General features: G+C 71.3%; 17 protein-coding genes. 11 read left to right on the top strand and 6 right to left on the bottom strand.

Annotated features, from left to right (window positions below; translation table 11 throughout):
* Positions 1-194 precede the first annotated feature (194 nt).
* The 4 genes from ACWD3D_RS05595 to ACWD3D_RS05580 all read left to right on the top strand — a co-directional run bounded on the left by ACWD3D_RS05595 (position 195) and on the right by ACWD3D_RS05580 (position 4,516).
* The gene (locus ACWD3D_RS05595; protein WP_451459632.1) at positions 195-620 is read left to right on the top strand and encodes a hypothetical protein; all 426 of its coding nucleotides are present in this window, start codon (positions 195-197) and stop codon (positions 618-620) included.
* Between the two features lie 19 nt (positions 621-639).
* The gene (locus ACWD3D_RS05590; protein ID WP_451459631.1) at positions 640-2,970 is read left to right on the top strand and encodes a hypothetical protein; all 2,331 of its coding nucleotides are present in this window, start codon (positions 640-642) and stop codon (positions 2,968-2,970) included.
* A 36-nt stretch (positions 2,971-3,006) separates the two neighbouring features.
* Complete coding sequence (locus tag ACWD3D_RS05585; protein ID WP_451459630.1) at positions 3,007-3,696, top strand: hypothetical protein; 690 nt, start codon at positions 3,007-3,009, stop codon at positions 3,694-3,696.
* A 130-nt stretch (positions 3,697-3,826) separates the two neighbouring features.
* Positions 3,827-4,516, top strand: a complete 690-nt coding sequence (locus ACWD3D_RS05580; protein ID WP_451459629.1) for a VanZ family protein — start codon at positions 3,827-3,829, stop codon at positions 4,514-4,516.
* A 12-nt stretch (positions 4,517-4,528) separates the two neighbouring features.
* Here the strand turns inward: ACWD3D_RS05580 and ACWD3D_RS05575 are convergent, their stop codons facing one another.
* The gene (locus tag ACWD3D_RS05575; protein ID WP_451459628.1) at positions 4,529-6,004 is read right to left on the bottom strand and encodes an MFS transporter; all 1,476 of its coding nucleotides are present in this window, start codon (positions 6,002-6,004) and stop codon (positions 4,529-4,531) included.
* Between the two features lie 115 nt (positions 6,005-6,119).
* On the opposite strand from ACWD3D_RS05575, the gene ACWD3D_RS05570 reads away from it, so the two are divergent.
* From ACWD3D_RS05570 to ACWD3D_RS05560, 3 genes are all read left to right on the top strand, one after another.
* Positions 6,120-6,818 carry a response regulator transcription factor gene (locus ACWD3D_RS05570; protein WP_451459627.1) on the top strand — a complete coding sequence of 233 codons (699 nt, stop codon included), beginning with the start codon at positions 6,120-6,122 and terminating at the stop codon, positions 6,816-6,818.
* A complete protein-coding gene (locus ACWD3D_RS05565; protein WP_451459626.1) occupies positions 6,811-7,902 on the top strand; it encodes a sensor histidine kinase in 1,092 nt (363 codons plus the stop codon). Before ACWD3D_RS05570 ends, ACWD3D_RS05565 begins: the two co-directional genes overlap by 8 nt.
* A 64-nt stretch (positions 7,903-7,966) precedes the next feature.
* On the top strand, positions 7,967-8,401 hold the full coding sequence (locus tag ACWD3D_RS05560; protein ID WP_451459625.1) for a VOC family protein: 435 nt from the start codon (positions 7,967-7,969) through the stop codon (positions 8,399-8,401).
* A 36-nt stretch (positions 8,402-8,437) separates the two neighbouring features.
* Here the strand turns inward: ACWD3D_RS05560 and ACWD3D_RS05555 are convergent, their stop codons facing one another.
* The 4 genes from ACWD3D_RS05555 to ACWD3D_RS05540 form a co-directional block, all read right to left on the bottom strand.
* Entirely contained in the window at positions 8,438-10,048 is a 1,611-nt protein-coding gene (locus ACWD3D_RS05555; RefSeq protein WP_451459624.1) for a sodium/solute symporter, read from the bottom strand.
* On the bottom strand, positions 10,045-10,527 hold the full coding sequence (locus tag ACWD3D_RS05550) for a DUF485 domain-containing protein (RefSeq protein ID WP_451459623.1): 483 nt from the start codon (positions 10,525-10,527) through the stop codon (positions 10,045-10,047). Before ACWD3D_RS05550 ends, ACWD3D_RS05555 begins: the two co-directional genes overlap by 4 nt.
* Before the next feature lie 297 nt (positions 10,528-10,824).
* Complete coding sequence (locus ACWD3D_RS05545) at positions 10,825-12,300, bottom strand: MFS transporter (RefSeq protein WP_451459633.1); 1,476 nt, start codon at positions 12,298-12,300, stop codon at positions 10,825-10,827.
* 219 nt (positions 12,301-12,519) lie between these two features.
* Positions 12,520-13,455, bottom strand: coding sequence for a LysR family transcriptional regulator (locus tag ACWD3D_RS05540; protein WP_451459622.1), 936 nt, complete (start codon positions 13,453-13,455; stop codon positions 12,520-12,522).
* A 163-nt stretch (positions 13,456-13,618) separates the two neighbouring features.
* On the opposite strand from ACWD3D_RS05540, the gene ACWD3D_RS05535 reads away from it, so the two are divergent.
* The 3 genes from ACWD3D_RS05535 (at position 13,619) to ACWD3D_RS05525 (ending at position 18,418) form a co-directional block, all read left to right on the top strand.
* Positions 13,619-14,881, top strand: coding sequence for an MFS transporter (locus ACWD3D_RS05535; RefSeq protein ID WP_451459621.1), 1,263 nt, complete (start codon positions 13,619-13,621; stop codon positions 14,879-14,881).
* Positions 14,882-15,050: 169 nt separating this feature from the next.
* Positions 15,051-15,839 carry an ABC transporter ATP-binding protein gene (locus ACWD3D_RS05530; RefSeq protein WP_451459620.1) on the top strand — a complete coding sequence of 263 codons (789 nt, stop codon included), beginning with the start codon at positions 15,051-15,053 and terminating at the stop codon, positions 15,837-15,839.
* On the top strand, positions 15,836-18,418 hold the full coding sequence (locus tag ACWD3D_RS05525) for an ABC transporter permease (protein ID WP_451459619.1): 2,583 nt from the start codon (positions 15,836-15,838) through the stop codon (positions 18,416-18,418). The genes ACWD3D_RS05530 and ACWD3D_RS05525 overlap by 4 nt, the downstream gene beginning before the upstream one ends.
* A 149-nt stretch (positions 18,419-18,567) precedes the next feature.
* Here ACWD3D_RS05525 and ACWD3D_RS05520 read toward each other — a convergent pair whose 3' ends face one another.
* On the bottom strand, positions 18,568-19,131 hold the full coding sequence (locus ACWD3D_RS05520; protein WP_451459618.1) for a hypothetical protein: 564 nt from the start codon (positions 19,129-19,131) through the stop codon (positions 18,568-18,570).
* Positions 19,132-19,446: 315 nt separating this feature from the next.
* Here ACWD3D_RS05520 and mfd point away from each other — a divergent pair, with 315 nt between their 5' ends.
* Positions 19,447-22,977 carry a transcription-repair coupling factor gene (mfd, locus tag ACWD3D_RS05515; protein ID WP_451459617.1) on the top strand — a complete coding sequence of 1,177 codons (3,531 nt, stop codon included), beginning with the start codon at positions 19,447-19,449 and terminating at the stop codon, positions 22,975-22,977.
* Positions 22,978-23,378: the final 401 nt, after the last annotated feature.

Here is a 23,378-nt window from a genome sequence, read left to right as displayed (position 1 = left end):
CGGGCGTCCGGGGCCCGTGCCGCCGAACGTCCGGGCGGAGCCGTGCGCGACTGACCCCCGGTGCCGGGCCTTGGCGAACGGCATTCGATGCGGATCGCACCGGCCGCCACCGAAGAGGCAAGCGATACGGTGAGCGGAACGGTGGCTGCTCGAACAGGGCGAAGCGGCCCGCTCGGACGAAAGTGGGGGAATTCGTGACGTTCGAAGAGGAATGGGCCGGATTGCGCGCGGCAGCCGCCCAGCGGACGGCGATGCGGCTCAACAGCATCCCGGCGGACGGCGGCTCTGGTGGCGGCGGAGATCTGGTGGTCAACCGGGACGATCTCGGGGCCATCGGAAATGACGCCTATCACCTGCGGGACCGGCTGGCGAAGGAGGGCAATATCGCCCGCACCTCCACGCAGGATGCCGCGACGGCGCTGACCAGCGGGAACTTCAGTTGCGGTGCGGCCGTGCAGAAGGTGCACGACAACTGGCAGATCCATCTGAAGACGTTGCTGGATTCCTGTGCGCAGATTTCGAACCACCTCGACTACACCAAGGCCCAGAACGCCAAGGACGAGGTGAAGATCAACGGAGATCTGACGCAGATATCCGCGCTCACGGAATACATGAACTAGGGCTCGGGGGAGCGCGCACATGCTGAAGTACGAGGACATAGTCGACGCCCCGGTGGCGAAACTGAAAACGGCCGTCGACGACTGGACGGAAATGGCGGGAAAGCTGGAGAAGCTCGCCACCGAAGCCACGGACGGAATGAAGTCCAAAGCGGACGGCGCTGCCTGGGAGGGCGTCAACGCCGGGGTCACCAGGGCGTTCATCGACAAGACGGCCAAGGAGTTCACGGACGCGGCTGCCGAGGCCAAGGGTGTGAAGCTGGTCCTTGAGGACGGCTACAACACCATCAAGAAGGCCAAGGACGACCTGATCAACATCCGGGACCACGAGGGGCCCGCGGCCCGTGTCCGGGTGGACGGCCACGGCAAGGTCACGGCGCAGAGCCCGCTGTCCGAGAGCAACGCGGCACGTCACGACCCCGACTACCCCGAGATGCTCCAGGAGGAGAGGAAGAACATCGAGTCGTGGCAGAAGAGGATCGACCTCATCGTCGACAACTGCAACGACGCCGATCTCTCCTTCAAGAACTCCCTCGCGGCCAACGTCACCGACCGCAAGGACTTCAACGCCCCGACGTACACGAAGCTGGACCAGGAGGAGGCCGCCCGGGCCGCCGCCCTGGCAGCCAAGGGCAGAGACCTCACGCACACCGAACTCCAGCAGCTCAACGAGCTGTTGAAGGACAACAGTTCGTCGGTCGAGTTCTCCAAGGACTTCTACGAGAAGCTCGGGCCCGAGAAGTCGCTCGCGTTCTTCGGCCAGCTCTCCACGGACACGTACGACGGCATGAAGCTCGACCCGGAGCGCCTCAAGGACGTCCAGGAGCTTCAGAAGAACCTCGGCCTCAACCTGGCGAGCGCCTCCCACGACAAGGAGTTCACCGACAAGTGGGGCCCGGAGCTCCGCAAGTTGGGCACGGAGCGCATTCCGCTGGCGAAGAACGACTACAACGGGCCCTACGGTTACCAGCTGCTCGGCGGAATCATGCGGTACGGGAACTACGACGCGAAGTTCCTCAACCCGATCGCCGAACACGTGGCGCAGCTGCACCAGAAGGACCCGTACATGTTCGCCGACAACAAGGTGGTGAACAGCCCGTTCAAGAACCCGTTCAACCCCTCCGGTGTGAACGGCGCCGGTTACGATCCGGCCACCGCCATGCTGGAAGCGCTGGGCAACAGCCCGGACGCCGCGAAGAAGTTCTTCGCGGACCCGCCGACCGCGTACAACGAGGACGGCACGGTCAACCACGGCGCCAAGGCGGACCTGGGCAAGGGGATCGACAACTACCTCGACTTCTTCGGCAACGAGAAGTGGGAGTCCTTCGGCGACGTCAACACCCTGGACGAGAAGGAGCTCAAGGGCTCGCTCGACCAGATGCCCGACGCCCTCGGGCACGCCCTGGAAGCGGCGACCCTCGGCTATCCCGACGGGCAGCCGGACGGTGGCGTGGTGCGGGACGCGGACAATGTCAACGTCATGCAGCAGGTCATCGAGAAGTACGGGGCGGACGCCGGTCTGCTCAAGGACAACGCGGCGATGGCCGACAGCCTGGGGACCATGGGCGCCGGCTACATCGACGACATCAACTGGGCGCTCGACAAGAACGACCCGAACAGTGTCTTCGCGCCGGGCAGCAACCCGGAGGGACACCTCAACTTCTCGGACACGGCCGACGGGAACGGGCGGAGCATCACCCGGGGCTTCCTGAGCACCCTCGGCCAGCACCCGGACGCCTACGCCACGGTCTCGACCGCTGAGCAGGTCTACACCCGCAGCGCGCTGGAAGGGACGGTGGGCGCGGACGGGAAGATCGACGAGGGTGCCGCCAGGGCGACCGTGCGCGTGGGTGCCGAGGTGCAGGGCATGCTCGACCAGTCCAGGGCCGACCAGGTGGAGGCGACCAACCTCAAGACCCACGAGGAGTACGAGAAGGCGGTCGCCAAGCGGTCCGGCTGGGTCGAGTTCGGGGCCGTGGCGGGCGTCGCCGCGGGCGTCGCGTTCCTGCCCGCGACCGCGGCCGTGGGCGCCGCCGCCGTACTCATCCCGCTGGCCACCGACACCGCCAGCGGTGCCGTCGAGCAGGTCATCGGCCAGGTGGTCGGCGACGTCTCCGACAACTCGGTGGACGCGAACGCCGACAAGCTGGACGACCTCACCCGGGAGGAGAAGACCAAGATCTACTCCGCCGGTGAGAGCATGGCCGAGTCCCCGGTGCAGGAGTTCCTGAACCACAACGGTGTGGCCGAGACCAGCACGTTCAGGCAGGACCTGGAGGAATCGATGCTCCTCGGCTACGGGGTCGGCAACGACCGGGAGAACCAGCAGGGCAACGACCCCGAGACCGACTGAGGCCGTGGCACGGCCGAGGACACATGAAGGATGTTGATGGTGATCAGTCGTAAGGCGGTGCGCGAGGGCCTCCTCGCCGCGGCAGTGGTCGGCTCGCTGGTCCTCGGGGCCACCGCGTGCGGGGGAGAGGACGACGAGCCCGGCAAGGCGGCCGACAAAGCGGCCGACAAGGCCGTCGCGGGGACGGAACTCTGCGGCGGCGGTGGCGCGGTGTCCACCGAAGCGGCGAAGGCGCTGGAAGTGATCACGGGAGAGTCGCGGTTCGAGGCGTCGGGGAAGGACTACACCCTGGCGAAGGCCGCGGCGGCCGTGGACGCGGGAGCCCCGGGCGTCGTTCCCGACTCGGACCTCTGCCGCATCCACACGCCGGTCGGCACACCGGAGGTCGAGCTCAGGATCACCTGGAAGCTGGTCGACGGCACCGCGACCGGCGACACGGCCTCGAAGTTCACCGTGCTGAAGATGGGGGAGATGGCTGTGACCGCGACGAACAGTGCTCTGCTCCAGTTCGGCTGCGAGAGCGACAAGGTGACCGCCACCGCCCTCCGCCACATCCTGATCGACGTGGAGCGCCGGGACACGCTGGAAGAACCCGAGGGCGACGCCGAGGCGTTGAAGGACGCGTACGCGACCGTGGCGCACTCCCTCGCCCTGGGCCTGGCGAAGGAACTGCACTGCGAGGAGAACGGCGGACTCCCCGCTCAGGCGGTGCTGGACGCGGCGTAGGCCGTGGCCAGGGGCGTGCTCCGCCGCCCGCCTCGTGCGGGCGGCGGAGCACCGGCCCGGGTTCCGCGTATCGCCGGCGTATCGAAAACCGCATACGCCGCGGCAACAGTCCGCCGTGTTCCCTGGCAGCATGACCCACCCCGCATCCCTCTCCGCCCCGCCCACAACTCCGCCCCGTCGCCGGGCGGGTGGGATCGTGCCGCTCTGCCTGGCGGTCCTCGGTTTCGCCGGCGGCGCGTTCATGCTGCGGAGGATGCTCCTGATGCCCGCGCGCAGGTGCATGGCCTTCGCGTGGCACGGCTGCTTCGACACGTTCAACGGCGTGGTGCTGATGACGCTGGTCCTGCTGCCGCTGGCCGTGCTGGTCGCGTGGGCCCTGGCGTGGCGCCGGAAAGCCGCCGGGGTCCAGGGGGCGTGGCGGAAGTCGCTCGCCGAGGTGGGCATGGTCCACGGGACGGTGCCGTTCCTGTGGCTGACGATGATGCCGGGCGCCATGGCCGGGCAGGTCCCCGGCCGCTTCAGCCTGGTGCCCCTTCGGGACCTCGCCACCATGGGAGCGCTGGGGATCGCGGGCAACCTGCTGGTCTTCGCGTCGCTGGGGTTCTTCGCCCCGACGCGGTGGGCGGTGCTGGCATCCGTACCGCGCGTCCTGGCCCTCGGGGCGGGCTGCTCGGTGCTGGTGGAGACCTTGCAGTACGTCCTGCGGCTGGACCGGGTGTCCTCCGTGGACGACGTACTGGTCAACACCGCCGGAGCCGTACTGGCCGGGCTGGCGTCCCGGCGCCGGTGGGCGCGCACCGGCCGTACCGGCGGCTTCTGACCGAGGCGGTGCTCAGCGGTCCGGCAGCCCCGTGCGGTCGTCGCGGAGCGCCGCGGAGGACAGACCCGCGAGCCCCACGCAGACCAACAGGGTTCCGGCGGCGACGAGTACGGCCCCGGCGCCCGCGAAGTCGACCCCCGTGCCGAACACGTTGTTCATGAGCAGCAGGGCCAGGCTCTGTACGAGGACGAGGACCGCCTGCACCCGGGACAGGTGGCTCTCCGGCGCGGATGCCAGGATCAGCGGCCCGATGTGCGCGGAGAACAGGCCGTTACCGGCTCCGACGAGCAGCCCGGCGGCCACCGCCGCAGGCACGCCGGGCGCGAGGACCAGACCCAGCACCCCCGTACCGGCCACCATGAGCGCGAGGGCCGACAGCAGGCCCGGTCGTCCCAGCGGGCCGCGTCCCACCACCGCCAGAGTGACGGCCACCATGCCCACGCCCTGCGCCCCGACCACCAGACCCGCGCCGCTCGCGCCCCACTCCCGCTCCCGCGCGAGCAGGGGCAGCAGGAGCGACAGCACGGGCAGCAGGAAACCGGCCGCGCATCCGGTGAGGCAGAGCCCCGGGCGGAGTACCGGATGGGCGAAGGCGACCCGTACACCGTCCACGGCCTCCCTGAGGATGCCGCCGGTGGCAGCGGTGGCAGCGGTGGCAGCGGTGGCAGCGGCGGCCGGCGGTCCGACCGGGGTGCGACGCGGGCGGACGGCCAGCAGGACGACCAGGGTGAGGGCGAAGGTACCGGCGTCGACCAGGGCCGCACCGGCCAGCCCGGCGAGCCCGACGAGCGCGCCGCCCAGCGGCCCGCCGCCCATGGCGATCACCTGGCCGCCGACCTGGCGCAGGGACAACGCCCTCGGCAGCCGCGCCTCGTCCACCAGCCTGCGCGGCATCGACCCCGAGGCGGGGAGGTAGAAGGCGTCGACGACACCGATCGCCACGCCCGTCGCGATCAGCAGCCACGGCGGAGTGCCCAGATGGAAGGCGACCGCCGCCAGCACGAGCGTGAAAGCCAGCATCGCCGCGTCGCCGGTGATCAGGACGCGCCGCGCACTGACCCGGTCGCCGACCGCGCCCCCGACGAGGAGGAGCAGGACCCGGGGGAGGGTGATCGCGCTCAGGGCCAGGCCCGCGACCCTGCCGCCGTGCGCGCCCGCGGCCCAGCCGAGCGCGAAGTAGAGGACGGAGTTGCCCACCAGCGAGATCAGGATGCCGACGAGCCACCAGAGATAGGAACGGGGGAGCCGCGGGCGGTCCCCCGCCCGCTCCCCGTCGCCCCGCGCGGACGCTGCGCCACCGATCGCGGCCCCGTCCGCGGTCGTGTCGGGGACGGTCGTGTCGCGGACGGTCGTGTCGCCAGCAGACGTGTCACTGGCAGACGTGTCACTGGCAGACGTGTTGCCGGCAGACGTGTCGCCGGCAGACGTGGACGGCTCGCCCTCTGCCGCCATCCGGGCCCTCGATCCGTCCTCGGTGTCGCTGATCACGGGGGCGACTCTCCCACGCGCCACTGACATCGCGACCGGACCGCCGAACCGGGCGCCCGGACCGCCCGGCGTCCCGCCCCGCCGGGGCCGACGATGCGGACCGTAGGCTTCAGGCATGCGTGTGCTGATCGTGGAGGACGAGCCCTACCTCGCCGAGGCCGTCCGCGACGGCCTCCGGCTGGAGGCGATCGCCGCCGACATCGCCGGTGACGGGGACGCCGCCCTGGAGTTGCTGAGCGTCAACTCCTACGACCTCGCGGTCCTCGACCGGGACATCCCCGGCCCGTCCGGCGACGAGGTCGCCCGGCAGATCGTCGCCTCCGGCAGCGGCACCCCGATCCTCATGCTCACCGCCGCCGACCGGATCGACGACAAGGCCTCCGGGTTCGGGCTCGGGGCCGACGACTACCTGACCAAGCCGTTCGAGCTCCGGGAGCTGGTGCTGCGGCTCAGGGCGCTCGACCGCAGGCGCGCCCACGCCCGGCCCCCGGTCAGCGAGATCGCGGGCCTCCGGCTCGACCCCTTCCGCCGGGAGGTCCACCGCGACGGGCGCCACGTCGCGCTCACCCGGAAACAGTTCGCGGTGCTCGAAGTGCTGGTCGCCGCCGAGGGCGGGGTCATCAGCGCCGAGGAGCTGCTGCGGCGGGCCTGGGACGAGAACGCCGACCCCTTCACCAACGCCGTCCGCATCACCGTCTCCGCGCTGCGCAAACGGCTCGGGGAACCCTGGCTCATCGCCACCGTGCCCGGCGTCGGCTACCGCATCGACACCGGCGGCTCCGAGGCGGCCGACCCCAGCCGTACCGGTGCGTAGACCACCGGGGCTCAGCGCCCGGCTGAGACTCACCCTCAGCTACGCCGGATTCATCCTCCTCGCCGGTGCGATCCTGTTGGCCGTGGTGTGGGGGTACGTGCTGCGCTACCTCCCCGACAACGACCAGGGCCTGCTCGGGATCAACCCCAACCGGAACGTCGTCCTGCACGTCTTCGCGCCGGCAGCCGCCTCGGCCCTTGCCTTCCTGCTGGTCTTCGGCCTGCTGGGGGGCTGGTTCCTGGCCGGAAGGATGCTCGCGCCGCTCACCCGGATCACCGCCGCCGCACGGACCGCCGGGCAGGGCTCGCTCTCCCACCGGATCGCCTTGGAAGGCCGCCGGGACGAGTTCCGCGAACTCGCCGACGCCTTCGACACCATGCTCGAACAGCTGGAGTCCCACGTCGGCGAGCAGCAGCGGTTCGCCGCGAACGCCTCGCACGAACTGCGTACCCCGCTGGCCGTCTCGAAGGCGCTCCTCGACGTCGCGCGCACCGACCCCACGTGGGACCGGCGGGAACTCGTCGAACGCCTTCACACGGTCAACACCCGGGCGATCGACCTCACCGAGGCCCTCCTGCTGCTCAGCCGGGGCGACCGCAGGGACTTCACCCGCGAGTCCGTCGACCTCTCCCTCCTCGCCGAGGAGGCCGCCGAAACGCTGCTGCCGCTCGCCGAACAGCGCGGGATCACGCTCGACGTCACCGGCGGGCCCGCGCACGTCTCCGGCTCCGCGACGCTCCTGCTGCGGGTCGTGACCAACCTTGTCCAGAACGCCGTGGTCCACAACCTCCCCACCGGCGGCACCGTCACCGTCCACACCGGGTACGGGCAGCGCGCGGGCGTGTTGCGGGTGGAGAACACCGGCCCCCAGCTCCCCGCCGACCTGGTGCCGACCCTCACCGAACCCTTCCGGCGCGGTTCGGAGCGGGTACGCACCGACGAGCAGCACGCGGGCGTCGGCCTCGGGCTCGCCCTCGTGCGGAGCGTCGTCCGCGCCCACGACGGGAGCCTCGGTCTCGCGGCCCGCCCCGGGGGCGGGCTCGTCGCCACCGTACGGCTCCCCGGAACCGTGACGGCCGCCTGACCGACGGGGCACGCGCCGGGCCGACGACAGCCGTGGCGCGAACGGTCGCGATACGGTGGCGCCCATGGAACAGCGCATCAGTCTGGTCACGTTGGGTGTCGCCGACCTCGCCCGCGCGCGGTCGTTCTACGAGTCACTGGGCTGGGAGGGGCAGACGGTGCAGGACACCGTCTTCCACCAGGCGGGTGGCCTCGCGTTCGTCCTCTGGGACCGCGAGAAGCTCGCGCGGGACTGCGGCCTCGAAGACACCCGCCCGTCGGGTTTCGGCGGGATCGCGCTCGCGCACAACGTCCGCTCGCCGAAGGAGGTCGACGAACTCCTGGCCACGGCCGAGGCCGCGGGTGCCACCGTCACCCGGCCCGCCGCCACGACGTTCTACGGCGGATACGCGGGGGCGTTCGTCGACCCGGACGGCCACGCCTGGGAGATCGCGCACAACCCGGGGTTCACGCTCGCCGCCGACGGCTCGCTCACCCTCCCCGACTTCGACACCCTCTGACCCCGGCCCGGCCCCGGCGGCAGACGGAGCCGCCCGTCAGCGCCGTGTCGCCGGGGGCGCGCCCGCCAGGATCCACGGCTCGACCTGCTCGTAACGGCGCCGCTCCTCGGCGGCGGGGCGGCGGCCGAGGACCGTACCCAGCCAGCCCGCGAGGAAGCCGACCGGGATCGAGACCAGCCCGGTCGTCGTGTACGGGAACCAGTTCGCGTCCACGTCCGGGAAAACCGCCCCCGGGGTCCCGGTGATCAGGTTGGTGCCCGACATCAGCACCACCACCCCGGTGGTGCCCACGATCAGGGTGCAGAGCAGGCCGGTACGCGTGAACCGCCGCCAGAACAGGCTGTAGACGAGCGCCGGAGCCAGTGCCGAGGCGCCGACGCAGAACGAGAAGATCGCCAGCGCCTGCACGTTCCAGTGCCGGGCCACGACCGCGAGCACCGTCGCGAGGATGCCCACGCCGATCGCCGCGCCCTGGGCGGTCATGATCTCGGTACGAGGAGCGGGGGCGGGCCGGTCCTCGCGGGCCAGACCGTGTGCGAAGAGGTCGTGGGCGAGGGAGTTGGCACAGGCGAGGGTCATCCCCGCGACCGAGGCGAGCAGGGTCAGGAAGATCGCCGTGGTCATCGTCGTGGCGATCAGCGCCCCGGTGCGCCCACCGCCCGCGACCACGCTGGTCACCTGGAGTATCGCGCTGCTGCCCTGGCTGCCGCCCGCCGAGACGGCGCGGTGGCCGACGAGGGCGGCGGCACCGAACCCGATCACGGTGAGGAGCACGCAGACGAGGGCCACCGCCGACACCGCCCACGACAGCGAACGCCGCACCGCCCGGGCGCTCTTGACGGCGGACATCCGCATGATGATGTGCGGCAGACAGGCCGCGCCCAGCACCACGGTGAGCTCCGAGCTGATCATGTCGAGGTCGTCGCCCCCGTACTGGAGCCCCGCCCGCAGATACGCGTCCCCGGCCCCACTGCGCCGCGCGGCGGCGGTGAGCAGCGCACCGGTGTCCCACTGGAAACGGTCCAGGATCAGTACGGAGATGAGCAGTCCCGCCCCGACGAGGGTCACCGTCTTCATGATCTGGATCAGTGCGGTGGAGCGCATCCCGCCGATCGCCGCGTAGCTGATCATCACCGCGCCCACGGCGGCGATCGCGCCGGTGCGGAATCCGGAGCTGTCGAAGCCCAGGATGAACGCCAGGAGGTTCCCGCTGCCCGCCAGTTGGACCGCCATGAACGGTACGAGGGCGACGAGCGTGACCGTACAGGCGGTGATCCGCACCGCGCGCCCGGGGGAGCGGCGGGAGAGTACGTCCCCCAGGGTGAACCGGCCCGCGTTGCGCAGGGGTTCGGCCAGAAGGAACATCAGCAGCATGAGCGAGAGGACCGTGCTCAGCACGAGGACCAGCCCGTCGTAGCCGGTGAGCGCGATGACGCCGGTGGTGCTGAGGACGGTGGCGGCGGAGAGGTAATCCCCGGCGATGGCAAGGCCGTTGCGGAGCGGTGCGAGATTGCTGTACCCGGTGTAGAACTCCTCCAGGTTGTCCCGGTCGGGGCCGGCCAGTACGCAGAGCAGCAGCACGATCGTGGCCACCGCGATGAACACCACGAGGGACGTCGCCTGCGCGGACTCGTCGAATCCGGTCATCGGCCGGTTCCCCAACTGCTCGGCCGGACACCGGAGTCGGTGCGGCGCGCGCGTTGGCGCAGCTCGGCGGCGAGCGGGTCCACGGTGCGCCGCGCGGTGCGCTCGTAGAGCACCACGGCCAGCAGGGCGATGGGCAGTTGGGCGAGTGCGAGCAGCAGTCCGAGGTTGAGGCCGCCGACACCGACGTCCCGGACCATCAGCCCGGGGGCGTACGCGGAGAGCACCAGGAGTGCGGTGAAGTAGCCCAGCGCCGTGACCGTCGAGACCCGGCGCAGCATCCGGTACGAGGTCCGCAGTCGCCGCAGGTCGCGGTGGCGGCCCGGCGCCTGCGAGCGGGTGCCCGACGCGGCCGGGAAACGCGGCACCAGGGGCTGCGGCGGCGGGGAGCTCTGCCAGGGGAGCAGATAGTCGCGCTGGAACGGTGGCGGCGGCGGAGGGAGCTCAAGGGGCTCGCGGGGCTCGGGTTGCGCGTGAGACATGGGCGGTGCTGCTCCTTGCATGAGCCGGTACGAGGGGGACTGCAAGGCACGCGGACGGGACTGCTGGTGGCATCGTGGCGACGTTACTCACGGGTAGCGAGCGGTTGGCGAAGAATGGCCGAAGTGCCGCTGCAAATAGGCCAGTTGGCGACCTTGCGCGGCTCGGCGGAATGCGCGACGAACGGCCGGGGCGTGCGAGGTGCGGCCGGAACGCGCGACGAACGGCCGGGGCGTGCGAGGTGCGGCCGGGGCATGCGAGGTGCGGCCGGGCCGGGGCGGGCGAGGTCGGCCCGCTTCTCAGCTTCCGCCCGTGCCCCGGGCCGGCTCCTCGGCGACCACCGGGAACCGCTTCGGGGCCACCACCAGGAGGACGAGCAGGGCCAGGGCGGCCGCCGCCGCCGCGCCCAGGTACACATGGTCGACCGCCGCGTCCACCGCCCGCCGCAGGGTGTCGGCCGCGCGGGCCGTCAGCGCGCCCGGGTCCTCCAGCGCGTGCGAGACGGAGTCCAGGTCGCCGGGGAGTCCTGCGGCGGCGGCGCCGTCGAGCCGGGCCGCCAGGGTCGCGTTGGCGACGGCGCCGAAGAGGGCGGCGCCCAGTGACTGGCCGAGCTGGCGGCAGAAGAGGACGGAGGCCGTCGTCGTACCGCGCTCGGCCCACCCCACCGTCGACTGCACGCCCACGATCAGCGGGAGCTGGAAGAGCCCGAGCGAGGCACCGAGGAGCAGCATGATCAGGACCGGCTGCCACACCGCCCCCGGATAGGGGAGCGCCGGGAACGCGAGCAGCACCAGCAGCGCGCCGCCCATGCCGATCATCGCGGTGAAGCGGAACCCGATCCGTCCGTACACCCGGTTCGACAGGGCCGCCGCCACCGGCCAGCTCAGCGTCATCACCGAGAGCACGAAGCCGGCCGGGATCGCCCCGAGCCCGAGCACCGACTGCGCGTACGTCGGCAGGAAGACGGTCGGCGCCACCATCAGCAGCCCCATCGCGCCCAGCGCCAGGTTGACCGCCGCGATCGGGCGCCGCCGCCACACCCACCCCGGCACGATCGGGTCGACCGCGCGCCGCTCCACCGTGACCGTCAGCGCGGCGAGCAGCACACTCGCCCCGAACAGGGTCAGTGACGGCGCCGAGAACCAGTCCCAGGCGACCCCGCCCTGGACGAGGGCGGTCAGCAGCAGGGCGGTGGAGGCGAAGATGCCGAGCGCGCCCGCCCAGTCGATGCGGGTCGCCGTGGCGGGGCGCGGGCGGGACGGTTCGTGGAAGTGGCGTACCACCAGCCAGAGCGCCAGGGCGCCGACCGGCAGGTTCACCAGGAAGATCCAGCGCCAGTCCGCGTACGTGGCGAGCAGACCGCCGATCGCGGGCCCCGCCACGGACGAAGTCGCCCAGACCGTCGATATCTTGGCCTGGATCTTCGGACGCTCCTTGAGCGGGAAGAGATCGGCCGCGATGGTCTGCACCGTGCCCTGGAGCGCCCCGCCGCCCAGACCCTGGACGACCCGGAAGGCGATCAGCGCCGTCATGTTCCACGCGGACGCGCAGAGCAGCGAACCCACCGCGAACAGCGCGATTCCGGCCACCAGCACGGGCTTGCGGCCGAAGGTGTCGGAGAGTTTCCCGTACACCGGCAGGGTGACGGTCACCGCCAGCAGATAGCCGGAGAACAGCCATGAGAACACCGCGAACCCGCCGAGGTCGCCGACGATCTGCGGCACCGCCGTGGAGACGATCGTGCCGTCCACGGCGGCCAGCGCCATCGCCACCATCAGCGCCGCGACGACGGCCCGGGGCACCGGGGGATTCGGCGACGCCGCCGGCTCCGGGGCGGTGGCGGGGTCGCGGCCCGCGTCGGTGCCGTCCGGGTTGCTCGGGACGCCCACAGATATTCCTTCCCCCTGCACGTATCTGCCGGGGACCACTGTCTCATTCCGTTCGGTACGGGGGGCGCCGCGCTCTGCGGCGGGTGTCCTCGTGCACGGGGGTCTTCAGCGCGGAAGCACCCAGTCCGGTACCCAGGTCCCGGCGGCGCCGTGGCCGGCCGTCGTGGTGGCGAGGTGGGTGCGGAGGGTGTCCAGTGCCGGATGGGGATTGTCGCGGTGCCAGAGGAGCGAGTGCGGGTAGACGGGCGTCGGACCGGTTACCGGGATGCGGCGCAGACCGTGGCCGGCGGGCCAGATGAGGCGGGAGTGCTCGCCCATGAAGGTGGCCAGGGCCGGGGTGTCGGCGACGGTGTCGAGGAGGGCGTCGGAGCCGAAGTTGGGGCCGGTCGCCTCGATGGTGAGGCCGAACTCGGCGACGAGGTCGTCGTAGTAGGCGGCCCACTCCGTACCGGGGGTGATCCCGGGCATCCAGATCCGGTGCCCGGTGAGCTGGGCGACGGTCACGGACCGGGCGTCCGCCAGCACGTGGGCGGGGCCGGTGAGGAGCTGGAGCGGCTCGTCGAGGACCCGGACGGAGGCGATGTCCTCGGGAAGGGGGCGGCCGGGCGCGGCGACGGCACGGAAGGACGCGTCGATCGCGCCGGACCGGATGGCGGCGACGGCCGTCTCGATGTCGAACAGCATGATCACGTCGAGCTCGATGCCGGGGTGCGCGCGGTGGAAGTCGCGCATCAGGCCCGACTGTGCGCTGCGCGAGGCGATCACGTCGACGCGCAGCGGCCGGTGGCCGGGGCGCACGGACGCGCTCGCACGCTCGGCGACCCTCAGCAGCTCGCGCGCGTGGGGCAGGAACGCCCGCCCGTCGATGGTGAGTTCGGCGCCACGGGGGGCCCGGGTGAACAAGCGCACGCCGAGGGTGCGCTCCAGCGCGGCGATGCGTTTGGAGACGGCCTGCTGGGTGATCGAAAGGTCGGTGGCGGCCTGTCGGAACTGGCCCGCTTCCGTGACGGCGACGAAGGTGCGTACTGCTTCGAGGTCCACGCCGACCCACCCTAGAGCCAACCCACTCCTGGGGCTTCCTGAGACAACCGATGGTTGTGAATGTCCAGGCGACCGGTTGTTTGACCTGCGATGGTCGCGCCCGATTGTCTCTTGGGGATCAACGTCGATTTGTTCGACCGGGACCTCAAGGGGAGCGTGGGGCATGGGCAGGAGACGGTTGGGCCGGCCGTTCGGCTGGCTCTGGGCGTCCTACGCGGTGAGCGCGTACGGGTCCGGGCTCGGATTCGGGGCATTGCCACTGATCGCCGTACTGGTGTTGCACGCCGGCCCCGCCGAGGTGTCCGCGCTGTCCGCGGTCGGGCCGGCGGTGGGCGCGCTGATCGCCGTGCCGCTCGCGCCGTGGGTGGAGTTCCGGCGCAAACGCCCGGTCATGATCATCATGGACCTGGTCCGGTTCGCGGCCATGGCGACGATCCCCCTCGCCCACGCCTTCGGACGGCTCGGTCTGGTGCAGCTGTTCGTGGTCTCGGCCGTGGTCGCCGCGGCCAAGATCGCCTTCAACGCGTCGAGCGGCGCCTACCTCAAGTCCCTCGTCCGGCCGGACGACCTGCTCGTCGCCAACGCGCGGTTCGAATCCACGAACTGGAGCTCCATCGCGGTCGGGCCGCCGCTCGGCGGGGCGGCGATCGGCCTGTTCGGGCCGGTCACCACCGTGGTGGCGGACGCGCTCAGCTACCTGCTCTCCGCAGGGGGCATCACCGCGATCCGCGGCCGGGAAGACGCACCGCGAACGACCGGCGCGAGCCCGCTCCGGGCGGGCGCACTGCTCGACGGCTGGCGGCACATCATGGGCCACTCCGTGCTGCGGCCCCTCTACCTCAACCAGGTGTGCGTCGCCGGACTGATCATGGCCACCGAGCCGCTGCTGGCCGTACTCCTCCTTCGCCAACTCGGTTTCCCGCCCTGGCAGTACGCCCTCGCCTTCGCCGCCCCCTGCCTCGGCGGCCTCATCGGCTCCCGGCTGGCCCGCCGTGTCGTGGACCGCCTCGGCCGGCACCGGGTCTTCCGGATCGTCGGCACCCTGCGTGCCGTCTGGCTGATCGGCCTGGCCTTCGTCGGTCCCGGCGTCGTCGGCCTCGTCACCGTGATGGCCGTCGAGCTGGCCATCATCGTCCACATGAGCCTGTACGGCCCGGTGCTCGCCACCTACCGGCTCGAACACACCCCCGGGCATCTCGTCGCCCGCACCCTGACGGCCTGGTCGATCGGCCAGCAGGCGTCCATCGCCGTTCTCACCGCACTCGCCGGGCTGCTCGCCGACCTCACCGGCCCGCGCACCGCCCTCACGGTCGCGGGGCTGCTCATCCTGGCCACACCGCTCCTGTTGCCCCGGGCGACGGCCGACGGGCGACCGGGGGGTTACCCCCACCGTCTCCAGGACGAGGCGGTTTCCTCGAACCCCTAGGGGAACCTCCCCCCAGCGCCCAAGGGGACGGTCCTCCCCGTGGACGACGTGATCGGGCCACGTCATTCCCTAGCGTATTCATCAGGTCGCGGAGTGCGGCCGGTGACGGTGGACGGGGGGTCCACCGTGTTCGCAGGGCGGTGTACGCCCAACCCCGGAGGAGTGAATCGTGACGACGGCTGTGACCAATCCCAGGCACGGGGGCGCCGGAGAACGGACTGCCGTGGCAGCACGAGCACGTCAGGTGGTGAAGGCGTACGGCACCGGCGAGACCCGGGTCGTCGCCCTCGACCACGTCGATGTCGACATCGCACGCGGCGAGTTCACCGCGATCATGGGCCCCTCGGGCTCCGGCAAGTCGACGCTGATGCACTGCCTGGCCGGACTCGACACGGTGACCTCCGGTGAGATCTTCCTCCACGAGACGATGATCACCGGCCTCAAGGACAAGAAGCTCACCCAACTCCGCCGCGACCGCATCGGGTTCATCTTCCAGGCGTTCAACCTGCTGCCGACGCTGAACGCGCTGGAGAACATCACGCTGCCGATGGACATCGCGGGCCGCAAGCCCGATGCCGACTGGCTCCGGCAGGTCGTGGAGACCGTGGGCCTCGCGGACCGACTGAAGCACCGCCCGACGCAGCTCTCCGGCGGCCAGCAGCAGCGTGTCGCGGTCGCCCGCGCGCTCGCCGCCCGGCCCGAGATCATCTTCGGCGACGAGCCGACCGGAAACCTCGACTCGCGGGCCGGCGCCGAGGTGCTCTCGTTCCTCCGCACCTCCGTGGACCAGCTTGGCCAGACCATCGTCATGGTCACCCACGACCCGGTCGCCGCCTCCTACGCGGACCGGGTGCTCTACCTCGCGGACGGCAAGATCGTCGACGAGATGCGCAACCCCACGGCCGACCAGGTCCTCGACCGCATGAAGAACTTCGACACCCGTGGGCGGACGTCATGACCGTCTTCAGGACCTCGCTGCGCAACTTCCTCGCGCACAAGGGGCGGATGGCCCTCTCGGCCGTCGCCGTCCTGCTGTCGGTGGCCTTCGTCTGCGGCACCCTCGTCTTCACCGACACCATGAACACGACCTTCGACAAGCTCTTCACCGTCTCCGCGCCGGACGTCTCGGTCGGCCTCAAGTCGGCCGAGGAGTCCGACGCCGTACCGGACTACGGCAAGCCGGAGACCATGCCGGCCTCGCTCCTCGCGCAGGTCGAGAAGGCCGAGGGCGTCAAGGACGTCGAGGGCCAGGTCTCCACCCTCCAGGTGACGCTCGTCGACAGTCACGACAAGAACCTCAGCCCGGAGACCGGCGCCCCGACCATCGCGGGCAACTGGACGCGCAACGACCTGCGTTCGATGAAGATCAGCTCGGGCCACGCGCCGCGCGGACCCACCGAGATGATGATCGACTCGGGCACCGCCGACAAGCACGGCCTGAAGCTCGGCGACGAACTGCGCACCATCACCTCGGCCGGTGACCTCAGGGCGAAGATCGTCGGTATCGCCGAGTTCACCGTCACCAACCCCGGTGCGGCGGTCGTCTACTTCGACACCGAGACCGCTCAGACGAAGCTGCTCGGTCGTCCCGACTCGTTCAGCATGATCAGCGTCACGGCCGAAACCGGCGTCTCCGACGCCGAGTTGAAGTCCAACGTGGCGGCGGCGCTCGGCGACACCTCTCTCTACACCCTGAAGACGCAGGCCGAATCGGCCGAGGACGGCAAGGACTCCATGGGGTCCTTCCTCGACGTGATGAAGTACGCGATGCTCGGCTTCGCCGGAATCGCCTTCCTCGTCGGCATCTTCCTCATCGTCAACACCTTCTCCATGCTGGTCGCCCAGCGCACCCGCGAACTCGGCCTGATGCGCGCCATCGGCTCCAGCCGCCGCCAGGTCAACCGCTCCGTACTCGTCGAAGCCTTCCTGCTCGGCATCGTCGGCTCGGTCCTCGGCGTCGCGGCGGGCGTCGGGCTCGCGGTCGGCCTCATGCAGCTGATGGGCGCCATCGGCATGGAGCTGTCCACCGACGACCTGACCGTCGCCTGGACCACCCCCGTCGTCGGCCTCGTGCTCGGCATCGTCGTCACGGTGCTCGCCGCATACGTACCCGCCCGCCGCGCCGGGAAGGTGTCGCCGATGGCCGCCCTGCGGGACGCCGGCACCCCCGCCGACGGCCAGGCCGGACGCGTCCGCGCCGTCCTCGGCATCGTCCTCACCGGCGCCGGTGCGGCGGCCCTCTGGGGCACGGCGAGCGCCGACGGGGCGAGCGCCGGATCGCTCCTGCTCGGCGTGGGCGTGGTCCTCACCCTCCTCGGGTTCATCGTGATCGGCCCGCTCCTCGCCGGAGTCGTCGTACGGGCGCTCAGCGCGGTCCTGCTCCGGTTCTTCGGCCCGGTCGGCCGCATGGCCGAACGCAACGCCCTGCGCAACCCGCGCCGCACCGGAGCCACCGGCGCGGCCCTGATGATCGGCCTCGCCCTGGTGGCCTGCCTCTCGGTCGTCGGCGCGTCCATGGTCGCCTCCGTCAGCGACGAGCTCGACAAGTCGGTGGGCGCGGACTTCATCGTGCAGACCGCAGACGGCCAGCCGATCGTGCCCCAGGCCGCCAAGGCCATCGAGGCCGTGCCCGGCCTGGCGCACGTCACCCACTACACCTACCTCAACGCCACCCTGACCTCCCCCGACGGCGGCAAGGACGACGACGGCCTGGTCGCCGCCGACTCCAGCTACCAGCAGGACGTGCACCGCGAGGTCCTCTCCGGCGACCTCGCCGCCGCCTACGCCGAGGACGCCGTCGCCGTCGGCGAGGACTACGCGAAGAAGCACCACGTCAAGGTCGGCGACACCCTCGACGTGGCGTTCAAGGCCGGCGGTACCGCGAAGCTCACGGTGGCCGCCGTCATGTCCGACGACACCAGCATCGACGGCGGAGCGAGGTACATCAGCCGCGCCACCGCCGCCAAGCACATCGCCGCCGACCAACTCCCCGACAGCCTGCTGATGTTCGCCCAGGCGCAGGACGGCCAGGAGAAGACGGCCTACGCGGCGCTGAAGAAGGCACTCGCGCCGTACCCGGTCTACCAGCCCCGCAACCAGGCCGACTACAAGGAGGACCTCCAGGACCAGGTGGGCCAACTGCTCAACATCGTCTACGGCCTGCTCGCGCTCGCCATCGTCGTCGCGGTGCTCGGCGTGGTGAACACCCTCGCCCTCTCCGTCGTCGAACGCACCCGGGAGATCGGCCTGTTGAGGGCCATCGGCCTCTCCCGCCGGCAGCTGCGCCGGATGATCCGCCTGGAGTCGGTGGTCATCGCCCTCTTCGGCGCCCTGCTCGGCCTCGGCCTCGGCATGGGATGGGGCGCCTCCGCCCAGCGACTCCTCGCGCTGGAAGGGCTGAACGCGCTGGAGATCCCGTGGCCGACGATCATCGGCGTCTTCATCGCCTCCGCCTTCGTCGGCCTGTTCGCCGCCCTCGTACCGGCCTTCCGGGCCGGGCGGATGAACGTCCTCGCCGCCATCGCCTCGGACGGCTGAGAGGCCGGCCGGGCGCCGTACCGAGCACCACCGGGACCCCGGGACGTTCCTCGGAACGTCCTGGGGTCCGTGCGTACGGGACCGGTGCGTGGACGGATTCGGGTACCTACGCGGAGGAGGCGTACGCGGGACCGGCCCACCGGAACGCGTCAGCCGCAGTCGAAGCGCACCAGACCGTCCGTGCCCGGAGCGGCGTCGATGCCGCCGACCGCGAGGGTGCCTCTGTCCCCGGTCCACCGCAGCTCGTACGAGATGGCGCGGTTGCCGTTGCCGGCCGACCACGACGCCGAGGTCTTCCAGGCCGTGCCGGTCCGGCCCACCACGTACAGCTCGCCCTGGGTGGCGTAGAGGAACGACGTCGCCCGTACGACGGCCGTGCAGCCGTCCGGACCTGCGGGGTGCAGGACCTCGTAGTGCGCGACGAGGTCGGTCAGCGCCCCGAAGACGCACAGCCAGCCGCCGAGCACCATCAGCGTGACGCGCGGGTACCGCGCGAGCGCCGCACGGCGCGGAGCCGCCCGGTCGCGGTCCGGCGGGCGCCTCGCCGCACCGGCACGCCGCAGGACGACGGACCCGAGGATCAGGGCCGCGCCCGTCGCCCACCCGGGGACCACCTGACCGAGGACGAGTATCAGCAGACCGCTCGGGCGCACGGCGACCGCCAGCAGCAGGCACACCGTCGCCGAGCCCGTGTACAGCGCGGATCGCGTCATCCGACTTCGTTCCGGGGCCGGTTTCGCGACCTGCCCCGACCCCCCGACGTCCATCGGCGTACCCTACGGCCGCCCCGGACCGCCCCGCCACGGTCGGTTCCGGCCACCTCCCGGCCCCGGGGGCGTGCGCGGCGCCCCGAGCGCCCGCCCGCCACTCCGTTGCGCACGCGACTGTCCGTCGTGAGTCGTAGGGTGGAGACCCCGGCCCGTTCCACGTGTCGGGCCCTTCGCGTTGCGTCCCTGGGGCGCGGCGCGCAGCTCCTGGCAGCAGCCGGCTGCCGGGAAGCCCGAAGCCACCCCGGACGGAACCCCTCCATGAGCCTGCACGGTCTGCTGGATCTCGTCGCACGCGATCCCGCGCTCTCCGAAGCGGTGAAGGCCGCCACCGACGGTCACCGGATGCACGTCGACCTGGTGGGACCGCCCGCCGCGCGCCCCTTCGCCGTGGCCTCGCTGGCCCGGGGGACGGGCCGTACGGTCCTCGCGGTCACCGCCACCGGACGCGAGGCCGAGGACCTGGCCGCCGCGCTGCGCACCCTGCTGCCCGCGGACTCCGTAGCCGAGTACCCGTCCTGGGAGACCCTGCCGCACGAGCGCCTCTCGCCCCGCTCCGACACCGTGGGGCGCCGCCTCGCCGTGCTGCGGCGCCTCGTGCACCCGCGCGCCGACGACCCGGAGACCGGGCCGGTGAGCGTGGTCGTGGCGCCCGTACGCTCCGTGCTCCAGCCGCAGGTCAAGGGGCTCGGCGACCTGGAACCCGTCAGCCTGACCAGCGGGCAGAGCGCCGACCTCGGCGAGGTCGTGGAGGCGCTCGCCGCCGCCGCGTACTCCCGGGTCGAACTCGTCGAGAAGCGCGGCGAGTTCGCCGTGCGCGGCGGCATCCTGGACGTCTTCCCGCCGACCGAGGAACACCCGCTGCGGGTGGAGTTCTGGGGCGACGACGTCGAGGAGATCCGGTACTTCAAGGTCGCCGACCAGCGCTCCCTGGAGGTCGCCGAACACGGGCTGTGGGCCGCGCCCTGCCGGGAGTTGCTGCTCACCGACGAGGTCCGCGCGCGTGCCGCCGAGCTCGCCGAAGCGCACCCGGAACTGGGCGAACTGCTGGGCAAGATCGCCGAGGGCATCGCGGTCGAGGGCATGGAGTCCCTGGCACCGGTGCTGGTGGACGACATGGAGCTGCTGCTCGACGTGCTGCCGAAGGGCGCGATGACCCTGGTCTGCGACCCCGAGCGGGTCCGTACCCGCGCCGCGGACCTCGTCGCCACCAGCCAGGAGTTCCTCCAGGCGTCCTGGGCGGCCACGGCGGGCGGCGGCGAGGCCCCGATCGACGTGGACGCCGCCTCCCTCTGGTCCATCGCGGACGTCCGCGACCGGGCCCGCGAGCTCGGCATGATGTGGTGGTCCACCTCCCCGTTCGCCGCCGACGACGAGCTGGACGACGACACCCTCAAGCTCGGGATGCGCGCCCCGGAGGCGTACCGGGGCGACACCGCACGCGCGCTCGCCGACACCAAGGGGTGGATCGCCGACGGCTGGCGCACGGTCTACGTCACCGAGGGCCAGGGGCTCGCCTCGCGGACCGTCGAGGTGCTCGGCGGCGAGGGCATCGCCGCCCGGCTCGACGCCGACCTGACGGAGATCTCGCCCTCCGTCGTGCACGTCTCCTGCGGCGCCATCGACCACGGGTTCATCGACGCCGCGCTGAAGCTCGCGGTGCTCACCGAGACCGACCTCACCGGCCAGCGCACCGCCACCAAGGAACTCGGCCGGATGCCGGCCCGCCGCCGCAAGACCATCGACCCGCTGACGCTGGAGGCGGGCGACTACATCGTCCACGAACAGCACGGCGTCGGCCGGTACATCGAGATGGTGCAGCGCACCGTCCAGAACGCGACCCGCGAGTACCTGCTCGTCGAGTACGCCGCCGCCAAGCGCGGCCAGCCCGGCGACCGGCTCTACATCCCGACCGACCAGCTGGAGCAGGTCACCAAGTACGTGGGCGGCGAGGCGCCGACCCTGCACCGCCTCGGCGGCGCCGACTGGACGAAGACCAAGCAGCGCGCCAAGAAGGCCGTCAAGGAGATCGCCGGCGACCTGATCAGGCTCTACAGCGCCCGCATGGCCGCCCCCGGCCACGCCTTCGCCCCCGACACCCCGTGGCAGCGCGAACTGGAGGACGCCTTCCCGTACGCGGAGACGCCCGACCAGCTCTCCACGATCGCCGAGGTCAAGGAGGACATGGAGAAGACGGTCCCGATGGACCGCCTGATCTGCGGCGACGTCGGCTACGGCAAGACCGAGATCGCGGTACGCGCCGCCTTCAAGGCCGTCCAGGACGGCAAGCAGGTCGCCGTGCTCGTCCCCACGACCCTCCTCGTCCAGCAGCACTACGGCACGTTCACCGAGCGGTACTCCCAATTCCCGGTCAACGTCCGGGCGTTGAGCCGCTTCCAGTCGGAGGCGGACTCCAAGGCCACCCTCGCCGGACTGAAGGACGGCGCCGTCGACCTGGTCATCGGCACCCACCGGCTGTTCTCCTCGGAGACCAAGTTCAAGGACCTCGGCCTGGTCATCGTCGACGAGGAGCAGCGCTTCGGCGTCGAGCACAAGGAGCAGCTCAAGAAGCTCCGCGCCAATGTCGACGTCCTCACCATGTCCGCCACGCCCATCCCCCGTACCCTCGAAATGGCCGTGACCGGCATCCGCGAGATGTCCACCATCACCACCCCGCCCGAGGAGCGCCACCCCGTACTGACCTTCGTCGGACCGTACGAGGAGAAGCAGATCGGCGCCGCCGTACGCCGTGAACTCCTGCGCGAGGGCCAGGTGTTCTACATTCACAACCGCGTCGAGTCCATCGACCGCGCAGCCGCCCGGCTCCGCGAGATCGTCCCCGAGGCCCGGATCGCCACGGCGCACGGCCAGATGTCCGAACAGGCCCTGGAACAGGTCGTGGTGGACTTCTGGGAGAAGAGATTCGACGTCCTCGTCTCCACCACGATCGTCGAATCCGGCATCGACATCTCCAACGCCAACACCCTCATCGTCGAGCGCGGCGACAACTTCGGCCTCTCCCAACTCCACCAGCTGCGAGGCCGGGTGGGCCGAGGCCGCGACCGCGGGTACGCCTACTTCCTCTACCCGCCGGAGAAGCCGCTCACCGAGACCGCCCACGAACGCCTCGCCACCATCGCCCAGCACACCGAGATGGGCGCTGGCATGTACGTCGCCATGAAGGACCTGGAGATCCGCGGCGCGGGCAACCTCCTCGGCGGCGAACAGTCCGGCCACATCGCGGGCGTCGGCTTCGACCTCTACATCCGCATGGTCGGCGAAGCCGTCGCCGACTACCGCGCCCAGATGGATGGCACGGTCGAGGAGGAACCGCCGCTGGAGGTCAAGATCGAGCTCCCGGTCGACGCCCACGTCCCCCACGACTACGCCCCCGGCGAGCGGCTCCGCCTCCAGGCGTACCGTGCCATCGCCTCCGCCAACTCCGAGGAGGACATCCGCGCGGTACGCGAGGAACTCACCGACCGCTACGGCAAGCTCCCCGAACCCGTCGAGAACCTCCTCCTGGTGGCCGGCCTGCGCATGCTGGCCCGCGCCTGCGGAGTCGGCGAGATCGTCCTCCAGGGCTCCAACATCCGCTTCGCCCCGGTGGAACTCCGCGAGTCGCAGGAGCTGCGCCTCAAGCGGCTCCACCCGAAGACCGTCATCAAGGCCGCCACCCACCAGATCCTCGTCCCCCGCCCGACCGCCGGCCGCATCGGCGGCAAGCCGGTCGTGGGCCGCGAACTGCTGGCGTGGACGGGAGAGTTCCTGACCACGATCCTGGGGTCGTAGGAGCGGAGCGCCCACACCCATTTCAGGGGGTGCCGCTCTGGCTCCTATCCGGTTCCAGGTCGTCATCGCCGCCTGAGCCCACGGACGGCCACGGGAGCGCACAGAGACGCCCCGCCGGTACTCGCGCCCGGCGGGGCGTCTCTGTGTCCAGGGAGAGCCACGAAGACCCCACGACGAGGCCCTATGCGGCTGCGGGCGGCTCCGGGGTGCGCCCGGGTGGCCCTTGGGTCAGCTCTGGGGGCGTTCCTTCCGCTGCGACGACCGCCCACGGCTCGACCAACCGTGCGTCGATCTCGCCAGACCACTCGTACAGCGCGCCCTGTCCGTCGCGGAACCAACGGATGCCCTGGGTGTCGGTGAAGAAGACCGGGATCGGCTGGGGAACGTAGAAATCGGAGCTG

The sequence above is a fragment of the Streptomyces sp. NPDC002690 genome, assembly GCF_053592415.1.
Note: the sequence above shows the minus strand (reverse complement) of the source record. Positions and strands in the feature narration are given on the sequence as shown.